General features: G+C 38.5%; 7 protein-coding genes and 1 rRNA gene. 1 reads left to right on the top strand and 7 read right to left on the bottom strand.

The genetic code is table 11. The features are described 5' to 3' along the window. Positions 1-580: 580 nt before the first annotated feature. Entirely contained in the window at positions 581-2,080 is a 1,500-nt protein-coding gene (locus tag Phpb_RS08325; protein ID WP_065389938.1) for a M28 family metallopeptidase, read from the bottom strand. Positions 2,081-2,700: 620 nt separating this feature from the next. Here Phpb_RS08325 and iclR point away from each other — a divergent pair. Beyond that, the gene (gene iclR, locus Phpb_RS08320) at positions 2,701-3,531 is read left to right on the top strand and encodes a glyoxylate bypass operon transcriptional repressor IclR (protein WP_065389937.1); all 831 of its coding nucleotides are present in this window, start codon (positions 2,701-2,703) and stop codon (positions 3,529-3,531) included. A 251-nt stretch (positions 3,532-3,782) separates the two neighbouring features. Here iclR and Phpb_RS08315 read toward each other — a convergent pair whose 3' ends face one another. From Phpb_RS08315 to rrf, 6 genes are all read right to left on the bottom strand, one after another. After that, entirely contained in the window at positions 3,783-4,349 is a 567-nt protein-coding gene (locus Phpb_RS08315) for a hypothetical protein (RefSeq protein WP_065389936.1), read from the bottom strand. 418 nt (positions 4,350-4,767) lie between these two features. After that, the gene (aceK, locus tag Phpb_RS08310) at positions 4,768-6,525 is read right to left on the bottom strand and encodes a bifunctional isocitrate dehydrogenase kinase/phosphatase (RefSeq protein ID WP_065389935.1); all 1,758 of its coding nucleotides are present in this window, start codon (positions 6,523-6,525) and stop codon (positions 4,768-4,770) included. Positions 6,526-6,587: 62 nt separating this feature from the next. Then, entirely contained in the window at positions 6,588-7,895 is a 1,308-nt protein-coding gene (aceA, locus tag Phpb_RS08305) for an isocitrate lyase (protein WP_065389934.1), read from the bottom strand. 88 nt (positions 7,896-7,983) lie between these two features. Further along, complete coding sequence (aceB, locus tag Phpb_RS08300) at positions 7,984-9,582, bottom strand: malate synthase A (RefSeq protein WP_065389933.1); 1,599 nt, start codon at positions 9,580-9,582, stop codon at positions 7,984-7,986. 299 nt (positions 9,583-9,881) lie between these two features. Next, entirely contained in the window at positions 9,882-10,811 is a 930-nt protein-coding gene (gene metA, locus Phpb_RS08295) for a homoserine O-acetyltransferase MetA (RefSeq protein WP_065389932.1), read from the bottom strand. Positions 10,812-11,436: 625 nt separating this feature from the next. Next, positions 11,437-11,552: ribosomal RNA gene (gene rrf, locus Phpb_RS08290) — 5S ribosomal RNA — on the bottom strand. Positions 11,553-11,722 lie beyond the last annotated feature (170 nt).

Raw genomic sequence — 11,722 nt, 5'->3', positions numbered from 1 at the left:
ATAGTTGTCCATCTCGCCAAGCTACTAGTGATTTTTTAATTTGTTATTAACCAATACAAAATCCCCTTATACTTTCTTAGTAATAGGCTATAGATAAATCAAGGAACATATATTATTTTATAAATTATTTGCTGGAAAAATTATTTTACACATCAAAAAATTTAGTTTTAAATGTAAATCATACCATTTAAATATTAATAAATAAGTTATTAATCAATAATAAAATATCAATTTTAAATGTATTGAATCTATATGAAACAATATTGATAGAAAGCTATAACCACATAAAATCACAAACAGTTAATAGTAAGAAGAGATAATCTTAGTTTAAAGAATACATAAGAACAATGAAATTTATTGATGAATCAATTCAAAAATATATTCGAAAAATTATTTCCTAACATTACTTTAATAAGTTAATTTATATTATTTTTATCTATATTTTACATGATGATATAATTAATGTTCATTAATTATATCATTACCACTATTTAATTAACGAAATTAACCAGCCATTCTATTCTTTTACTCAATGACTGGTTTTATATTAGTTTTAATTATAATGACTAATTTTATAGAATTAAGTTATTCGTTTCCAAAGACTGACTATACCAGCCCCTAAAATAAGTATTGGCAGCAGGGCGAGAATACCGCCCACTATAGGAGCCTGCAATCCAATAGAAACAAGGTATATAATCGGAACATAGAGAATAGATGTAATATAGGTACAGATAATTAATAAAATCAATGCAACGCTAAATTTATTGAACTCCCGCAACATCAAATCCGTTAATAAAAACAACAAAACAGGTAATGTGACAAGATAAGATGCAGTAGGTAAAATTAATGCGACGATAAGGCTAAGTAATCCAGCAACCATCCTTAACATGCTCCGAATATTTGATACCGTTCGGGATGAAGATGAAAACCATATATTTCTTATCGCTAATGAGATAGAGAATAAAAATGTTAAAATACCTGTAACGAAAGCGGTAAATACAGACATGATAATCAGCCCAATATAGGGTACAGGAAAGTAAACTGCATCTACACTTTCTTTAAATATGTTAATCTCATCTTTTACCGCAAAATGCACTCCCAAATCCCGAACCGTTCGCTGATATCGCCACAAAGTTCCAAGGTTAAGATTCTCAACAGTATCACTCATACGGTGGTAATGCTCGTAACCCAAGATGGTAGCAAAATTCATTCCAGTAAACCTTCTATCCAGAAAGACGCTAAAATCTGTATTATTCTGCAACATTTGGTACACGATGGAGCTAAATGAAAAAGCTACCGGCTTATAAGCGTTCCGATTCCATTCTGAAACAAGCGCAAGATTTTTTGCCGATGTCTCAAATAAGAGTGGCACGCCATTATTCCCTCGAGCATCAAAATTAAAAACAACATCTACTGGCTGAGTAGCAATCTCATTAATATTCCTAACAAAGTGATGAGCGCCGAGTAATCCCAACTCTTCAGCATCAGAGAATAAGAATATAACGTTGTTTTTTATATCTTCTCTTTCAGCAAGATCCCGCATTAACTGGAGTACCGAAGCGACAGCCATACCATTATCGCTGGCTCCTGGCGCAGTTCTAACACTGTCATAATGCGAAACGAATAATAAGGTTCCTTTTGGCGAAGGAACCTCCAACTTTGCGATAAGATTCGTTCCAGTTAATTCCGATTGATCCTCCATTTGTTTCGCAAAATTGCCTGTATTTATCCTGGCAAACTCTTTATCAAAAGCTCGACGTTGTTGGCTATTGAAGCTTGAATATATTCTCTTCTGCCGAGAGGCCAAATCATCCGCCGAGTAATGAAATGTCTGTTCAGTAACGTTATATCCCATATTATTCATTTCGTTAATCAGGTAAGCCCGAATTAACGCTTGCCGTGTCGAAGCCGCAGGATGAGGTTCCGCAGCAATAACACCAAGTGTTCTCATCACATTCTTAAACCCACTCTCTTTGAAATATTCAACAGGGACTTTATCAGGAAGCACCAAACCGATACCCTGAATAATCGCAACAATTAAAGTTGTTAGAAAACAGATAATCAAAAAAATGCGTTTCATTAAACTCTCCCATTCAGGAAAAATAGTAAAAAAATATTATCATTGATATAACTAATAATATTTTCCCATGTTTTTATAATTCAAATAAAAATATAAAAAATTAATTAGAATAATTATGAATAATTTAAACCAATATAAAACATTATTTTTAACAATAACAGACGCTCTTTTATAATTATATAATCAAAAAATAGTTAGATAAAAAATATATTACCTATAAATTCCCCAAGGTATTATTCACACATTCTTCCTGCTTAAATACGACTAATATCATTAGCTAATTCCTAAAAAGATCGCTTATTCCATTCTACAAAGATTACCTGAGTAACAGGAATTCCAGTTTATATATAGAAAGTATTCGCAAACTTTAGCAGTTTATATCGTGCCTAACCAACAATATCAGCTCGTCATATTTATAGATAGTAAACCATTACCATATTAATAATATTGTATATTTACAGTGAATTAACTATCATAACGATTCTAGGCAAGATTTTGAGATTTCTTCAAATCTCAATGATAGGTAGCATTTTCCACACATCGGATGAGTGTTTTTCAGGTTTATCGTCCATAATGAGAAATGAAAATGAATTCCATCTTATTATTCAGAGGGTATTTCGATGAGCACTGCCGTTACCAGTAAAAAAACAAAAAAAACTAAGATTACGGCGAATAATGCTGTTGCTAACGGGCAAGTACAGTCATTAAGTCGCGGCCTGACGCTTTTGGAATATATTTCCGAGTCACCCGGAGGTATCGCCTTGACTGATTTAGCCCAACAAGCCGGATTACCAAATTCCACCACTCACCGCCTTTTGACCACTTTACAACAGCACGGTTTTGTCCGTCAGATTGGCGATTTAGGGTTATGGGTTATTGGTTCACACACTTTTATTGTCGGCAGCAGTTTCTTACAGAGCCGAAATTTATTGGCACTCATTCACCCGATTCTCCGCCGCTTGATGGAAGATTCCGGTGAAACGGTTAATTTAGCGATTCTTGATCACAGTGAATATGAAGCGGTTATTGTCGATCAGGTACAGTGTAATGCATTGATGAGAATGTCCGCCCCTATCGGAGGTAAATTGCCGATGCATGCTTCCGGGGCGGGAAAAGCCTTCCTTTCAACATTGTCAGATAACCAACTGGTTCAATTACTACATAAGAAAGGACTTCATTCTTACACGCAGCATACCAAGACAGCCCCTTCGAGTTTAAAAGAAAATCTGGAACAAGCACGTAAACAAGGGTATTCGTTCGATGATGAAGAGCATGCTTTAGGTCTGCGCTGTATTGCTGCCTGTATTTATGATGAGCATCACCAAGCCTTTGCGGCTATTTCCATTTCCGGCCCAGTCTCACGGATCACTGATGATCGAATCACTGAACTTGGTGCTTTGGTGATCCGGGCAGCAAAAGAGATCAGTAAAGAATATGGCGGGATTCGTTAATTCTTTTTCTTAAATTATCATATGATTCTCAGGGCATTGATTTTTTCGTGCCCTGTCTTTTCAGACCAATAAATTCAACTTAATTTATCATCCCTCTGAAAATATTATCGACAATATAACAAAATAATAACTAAACTATTTAACCAATTTGGAAATAATATCAATAACAAATGAGAAAAAGGGTCCGAAATTATACTTCCGGCCCCTTACATAACAGCAAGATGAATTAATAGAGCATTAACCAATTAGAATCATGCTTTTGATAAATTCCAAGTACCTGTTCCATTACCTCGATTTGAAAGCAGTGAAGTATATACCTTATACACTGCACCAGGAATACCAGCATTGAAGCAAGTATCAAGAAATCCTCCACGTACATTATTATAACCATTAAGAAAACGGATAACATCACCTTCACGAACTTTGCCATCATATCCATTGGTTGTATCTGAAAAAATATACCATGTCAGGGTCTCTACCGGACGTGCAACTTTATCCGCCGTATAAACATTGTAGAGTTCAGGTGACGGCGCATGACCATTAGTGCCGAGATATCCCCCATTATTTTGGTAAAGATTGAAAAGAAACACCGTATCACCACTATAAACCTCTGTTCCTACGGCTTTTCCGCTCGCAGACAAAATTTGCCATGTTCCCGTACCTGTACCCGGAGCGCGGTTCGGCGAAGTAGCCGTGTATACATTATATTTTGCGCCTTGCGCGGTTGCATGACCATTAGTGTCCAGATAACCACCATTTCCATTATTATAGTTGTTTTTAATATGAATTTTATCACCGTATAAAATTACACTAGCCATTATTATATCCTTAAATACTTTCGCGAAGTTATATGTATGTTATATGAGAATTTTCATGTATTTAATTTAGAGTCAAAAATATCAATTATTTTTACAACCGCTAGCCGTGGCTAAAAATCCTTGATTCCCAAACTCTATAAAATTATAGAACTTCCACAAATAAGTGGATCTATTTTTATTTCTTAAAGAAATCATTAAATATATGTTTTTAATTCACATTCCAGTTATGCCTTCATAATAAGAAATATATTTCATATTGAATCCCAAGTTTATTTTTATTAGGAATATTCATACCCCACACAAGAACAAATAGGGATTAATTTATATTTAATTTAAAGAAATAATTTAATGAGGATAATAATATTAGCTATTGGTGAAAATGGCGATTGACAACAGCAATCGCCAATTCCCAATAAAATCAGGCTGAAACTTTAACAATAGAGTCAATTTCTATTTCAGTACGCTGACTGAATCGCTGTTTTCGACGATAGGCAAACACATCTTCCACATGACCATTTCTAATCCGTTCTTGTAACGCCCGCCAGTAGTCTGCTTTAAATAAATCACTATGCATCTCTTCAAAATAGCGACGAATATGATTGTCAGTACAAAGAAAATGTCGGAATTCCTCAGGAAAAACATCATTTGCCGCCACGCTGTACCACGGTTCACCAGCAAGTTCATCTTCTGGATAACGCGGTGGCGGTATATCCCGGAAATTAACCTCTGTCATATAACAGATTTCATCATAGTCGTAGAACACCACTCGTCCATGTCGCGTTACACCAAAGTTTTTAAACAGCATATCTCCAGGGAAAATATTCGCCGCTGCAAGTTGTTTAATTGCATTGCCGTACTCTTCGATAGCATCTTTCAGCTTCTGCTCTTCTACCTGTTCCATATAGATATTTAACGGTGTCATCCGCCGTTCCATATACAGATGTTTAATCAGGATTTTATCACCCAAATCTTCTAGCTTTTCCGGCACTTCTTTCTGCAACTCTTCCATTAGTTCAGGACTAATGCGGGCTTTATCAATAACAAAATTTTCAAATTCCTGCGTGTCGGCCATTCTCCCCACCCGATCATGTTCCTTGACCAGACGGTAACACTCCTGTACCCGCTCCTGCGTCACCTCTTTCTGCGGCGCAAATCTATCTTTAATCACCTTAAAGACTCTATCAAATGAAGGCGAAGTGAATACCAACATCACCATCCCTTTAACACCGGGAGCAATCATAAATTTCTCTTTGCAGAAGGTAATAAACGCCAGATATTCCCGGTAATATTCGGTTTTACCATGCTTCTGGCAGCCAATTGCCATATAAAGTTCAGACGTTGACTTAGCGGGCAGAATTTCTCTCAACCACTCAACTAAAGCCGCAGGCAAAGGCGCATAAACCATAAAATAGGAACGGGCGAAACCAAATACAATGCTGGCATCAGCATAATCAGTCAGGCAGGTATCGATAAATATCCCGCCAGATTCATTATGATGGATCGGCAACAAGAAAGGGTAAACTTGACTTCCCATGCGGATCTTACCTACCAACCAAGCCGCTTTGTTACGATAAAACAGTTCATTAGCTATCTGGAAAGTTGCCTGTAATAATTCTTCGACTGGAAATGTTTGTTGTAGACAGTCCGTAATATAATGAATATCTCTCTCTAAATTTTCCCAAGGTAAACGTAGCGGCAGATCATTAAGGATTGTCCGTAACATTGAGGCAAGATCGCCATTAGGGAAAAAATCACGCGACAACGGACGGGGAATATCCCGAAACCTACGGGCAGGCTGCGAGGTAAAAATAAATAATTTATCCGGTGTCAGATTACGATGTTCAAACAGACGGCAATAAACAGAATTAAAAAAACTTTCAGCAATTTCAAACCGGGGATAATCCGGCAATAAACTGGTATAAACAACTTTCACTTTGCCAATGTGCTCTTCATCATATCCGAAAGCGCCATGTATGCATTTAAGCTGCTCAACCACCAACCCAACATGATGATCATAAAGATTGATGCGCTTTTTCATCGCTTGCTGAACAGCGAGCCAATCCGCCCGTTCAAAGCGTTGTTGCGCACCGGAAGTCACTTCCAGAAAGCGGCCATATTGTGCATCGAATCCCTGTAAAATAGTCTGCGCTATCAGATGTGCCGAATCTATCCCCATCGCAACTCCTTAATATATTCAGCCTGCAATAGGCAGGCTGAAATTCATAGGGTATAGAACAATCAGAACTGCTGCTCTTCTGTGGAACCTGTCAATGCGGTTACTGACGATGTTCCCCCTTGAATAATCGTTGTGACTTTATCGAAATAACCTGTGCCAACTTCCTGCTGATGAGAAGAGAAGGTATAACCACGGTTAATTGATCCAAACTCTCTTTCCTGTACTTTCTCCACATAATGTTTCATGCCTTCACCCTGCGCGTAAGCATGCGCCAAGTCAAACATGTTGAACCACATACTGTGGATACCCGCCAGAGTAATAAATTGGAATTTATACCCCATTGCTGACAGTTCATCCTGGAAACGTGCAATCGTCTTATCATCCAGATTCTTTTTCCAATTGAACGATGGAGAACAGTTGTAAGCTAGCAATTTACCGGGATATTTAGCATGAATCGCCTCAGCAAAACGACGGGCCATTTCAATATCAGGCGTTGATGTTTCACACCATATCAAGTCAGCATACGGCGCATAAGCCAAACCACGACTAATCGCTTGATCGATCCCCGCCCTGGTGCGGAAGAACCCTTCAAAAGTCCGCTCGCCAGTAATGAATTCACTGTCATAAGCGTCACTGTCAGAAGTTAACAGATCGGCTGCATCAGCATCCGTACGAGCAATCAACAGGGTAGGCACGCCAGAAACATCCGCCGCCAAACGCGCAGCGACCAATTTTTGAATAGCCTCTTGTGTCGGAACCAGAACTTTACCGCCCATGTGACCACATTTTTTCACCGCAGCAAGTTGATCTTCAAAGTGAACAGCCGCAGCACCCGCTTCAATCATGGCTTTCATCAATTCAAAAGCATTCAGAACACCACCAAATCCTGCTTCCGCATCCGCCACAATTGGCAGAAAATAATCAATATATTCCTGATTATCAGCATCAATACCATTTGCCCACTGAATTTGATCTGCCCGACGGAAACTGTTGTTAATACGTTTTACCACCGCCGGGACTGAATCCACCGGATACAGGGACTGATCAGGATACATACTGGATGCCGTGTTAGCATCAGCCGCAACCTGCCAACCAGAAAGATAAATCGCCTCAATACCCGCTTTTGCCTGCTGTAATGCCTGCCCACCAGTCAATGCGCCTAATGAGTTGACATAGCCTTTCTTTGCTTTGCCATGTAGCAGTTCCCACAGCTTTTTAGCGCCAAGCTGTGCTAATGTATGTTCTGGATTAACCGAACCACGCAATTTAACTACATCTTCCGCACTGTACGGGCGAATAATTCCATTCCAACGGTCACTTTTCCATTCTTGTTCCAGTTGAGCGATTTGTTGAGTTCTGGAGATTGTCATAACTTCTACTTCCTACCTTTAGTTAAATTAATCGGATAATGGTGTTTTGTTATTATTCTTTGCTTAAATTTTTCTAATGGAATTGGCTCTAATCAAGCAATTGATATCCCGGCAACGTCAGGAAATCTATCAACTCGTCCTGAGTGGTAATGCGCTCCATCAACTTGGCCGCATCGCTAAATCGCCCTCGACTGAAACGTGTTTCTCCAACCTCTTGTTTAATAACCTCCATTTCCTCTGCCAACATCTGACTGAACAAACTTTTTGTCACTTTTTTACCGTTGGATAATGACTTTTCGTGGTGAATCCACTGCCAAATAGATGTCCGGGAAATTTCGGCTGTCGCAGCATCTTCCATCAAACCATAGATAGGAACGCATCCATTTCCTGAAATCCACGCTTCAATGTATTGAACCGCTACACGGATATTGGCCCGCATACCTTCTTCAGTACGATCGCCTGGGCAAGGTTCCAGCAATTTAACCGCGGTAATCGGTGCATCTTCTTCACGGAAGATATCTAACTGGTTTTGCCGTTCTGCCAAGACCTTATCGAAAACCTCCATCACCGTGTCGGCAAGACCTGGATGGGCAATCCATGTACCATCATGACCATTACGTGCTTCCAGCTCTTTATCCGCCCGGACTTTATCTAGTACCCAGTTGTTGCGTTCAATATCTTTACTGGGGATAAAAGCAGCCATTCCCCCCATCGCAAATGCTCCGCGCTTATGGCAGGTTTTAATCAACAGACGGGAATAAGCATTGAGGAAAGGTTGATCCATCGTGACAGATTGACGATCAGGCAAAACCCGATCACTATGATTTTTCAGTGTCTTAATGTAGCTGAAAATGTAATCCCAACGGCCGCAATTAAGGCCAACAATATGATGCCGAAGATGATAAAGAATCTCATCCATCTGAAATACAGCAGGCAGAGTTTCAATCAATACCGTTGCTTTGATTGTGCCCCTCGGTAATTCAAAACGATCTTCGGCAAAACTGAATACATCACTCCACCACTGAGCTTCATGGTAAGACTGAATTTTTGGTAAGTAGAAATAGGGGCCGCTCCCCTTTGCCAGCAATTGTTTAAGGTTGTGGTAAAAATAGAGCGCAAAATCAAACAATCCACCGGCGATTGGCTCATGCTGATAAAGAACATGTTTTTCCGGTAAATGAAGCCCTCTTACCCGTACGATCAGAACAGCCGGGTCAGGTTGCAATTGGTACTGTTTACCCTGCTCATTAACGTAAGAAATTGTGCCATTAACCGCATCACGCAGGTTGATTTGCCCTTCAATCACCTTATCCCAAGCCGGTGCTAAGGAATCTTCGAAATCCGCCATGAAAACTTTTACGTTAGCATTTAAGGCGTTGATAACCATTTTCCGTTCTACTGGTCCAGTGATTTCTACTCTGCGATCACGGAGATCCGCCGGAATATTTTGAATTTCCCACTCACTTTCACGAATGGAACTTGTTTCCGAAATAAAATCAGGCAATTCACCATCATCAATTTTCTTTTGCCAAATATCCCGATCGACTAACAATTTTTTCCGTGCATCAGTAAACCGAACAACCAGATCTTTCAGAAAATCTACCGCCTCAGGTATCAAAATCTCCTGCTCTGCCGCTCCAAATCGTTTAATAAACGATAATTCAGTCGCTAAAGTTTGCTGCGTCATTCATCTATCCTCATTTTAAAGCACACTTGAATAAGAGTAATAGATATTTAAAATAAATCAAAAACGATTTCCATTTTTTTAAAAATTTATTTTTATCCAATAAAAAACAATTAGTTATATAGATAATTACCTATTTTAAATTAGAGAAATTGATTCCATAAATCATAAGATCATTTGATTAAGTTTTTGTTATATAAGATAAACTACAAAAAGTGCGATATTTTGATAGGTACTAATGACAGGAGATCAGAAAAAATCAGACGGGTTAAATGGCTGAATTTCAGCCATTTATAAAGATATTAATCCAGTGTTGGATTCATGTAGGTAAGATCATATGGCGTGATCTGGTATACATAATAATTTAGCCAGTTGGAAAATAATAAATGCCCGTGACTACGCCATGATGCCAGTGGTTTTCTTTCTGGATTATTATCTGGAAAATAATTTATTGGGATCTTTGGCTCCAAACCTGCTGCTAAATCGCGTAAATATTCACTCGCCAGCGTTCCGGCATCATATTCAGGATGACCGGTTACAAACACCATACGTTTATCTTTACTCGCCAGTAAATACACCCCCGCATCCTCAGAATTGCAAAGAATATCCAGGTCAGTATGCTCACGAATAACCTGCTCAGGAAAATCTGCGTAGCGAGAATGAGGAGCAAAAAAAGATTCATCAAAACCGCGAGTCAATAATGCCAAAGGCTCCAAAGTAGAGTGATAATAAATACCTGATAGTTTTACTTCTCTGGTAAGCTTCGGTAAGCCGTACAAAATATTCAAAGCTGCTTGCACAGCCCAACAAATAAATAGAGTAGAAGTGACATGTTCCTTCGCCCAACGAATGATTCTCTCTATCTGCTCCCAATATGCCACATCTTCGAATTCAACTAATCCTAATGGCGCACCAGTAACAATTAAGCCATCAAAATTTTGGTGTTTTATCTGCTCAAAATCACAATAAAAGTTATTCAAATGCTCAGCGGGCGTATTCCTGCACTTCCGGTTATCCACTCTCAATAACTGGATATCTACCTGTAAAGGCGTGTTGGATAATAATCTTAGAAATTGATTTTCAGTCTCAATTTTCTTTGGCATCAGGTTTAGCAGCAATACCTTTAATGGACGTATATTTTGAATATTCGCACGAGTAGACGTCATTACGAACACATTCTCATTTCGTAAAAAATTCACTGCGGGTAATTCATCCGGTATACAAATTGGCATGCTATGACCTCGATTTTTTATCCATTTACACGTTTAGACTTCCAGACAGCTAAATCTAACTAAGTATTAACAGAATGTCGAGACTTTACAAGTAAGCTGAAATTATTTCATTTTTGGTCATATTTCGATATTCAATATATAAATAATTAATAATTTTTAATATTATTAAAGTGAAATAATTTCAATTTTATTTTTAAAACAAAAGAAAACTAACTGACATTACTTAAATATTTAAAATAAATTATTTAAAATTCAATAATATTATTGTTAAATATTGGATAATTTAATATAAAATGACGTAATATATAAACAATTCAATTTCAAAACTATAAATATAAAAACAATATATTCTAATAAAGAAACAAAATTATTTTATAAATCGGCCATGTATTAAAGTAATTTTGGGATGCAAAGTATCGAGGACAACATAGCCACAGAGCAACCGCAGGAATGGCTCACAAGGGAATCTACCAGCCGCAGATGGTAAAAACGCAGGGATAAGAGTACGGTCAACAAAAGCAAATTTCGACAAGTATTATAACGTTTATGGAGCCAAAGCGACTGTCGTATGTCTTAAAAACGCAAAAACCCCCAGCTTGCGCTGAGGGTTTCCACTGTATTTAAAGCCTGGCAGTGTCCTACTCTCACATGGGGAGACCCCACACTACCATCGGCGCTACGGCGTTTCACTGCTGAGTTCGGCATGGGGTCAGGTGGGACCGCCGCGCTATCGCCGCCAGGCATATTCCGTTTTATTCCAACCCTTGTCTGACTCTCCGTCAACACAACCATTGGAACCAATCTCTGAACAAGCTGAAATCTGTCTCTCTTCTGTCTTCCGACTGCTGTTTGCTGTCTTCTGACACCAAAACCCCTTCGGCGTTGTAAGGTTAAGCCGCTCGGTTCATTAG

This window comes from Photorhabdus namnaonensis, assembly GCF_001684335.1.
Lineage (GTDB): Bacteria > Pseudomonadota > Gammaproteobacteria > Enterobacterales > Enterobacteriaceae > Photorhabdus > Photorhabdus namnaonensis.
The sequence above is the reverse complement of the archived record's forward strand: the minus strand, read 5'-3'. Positions and strand labels throughout refer to the sequence as shown.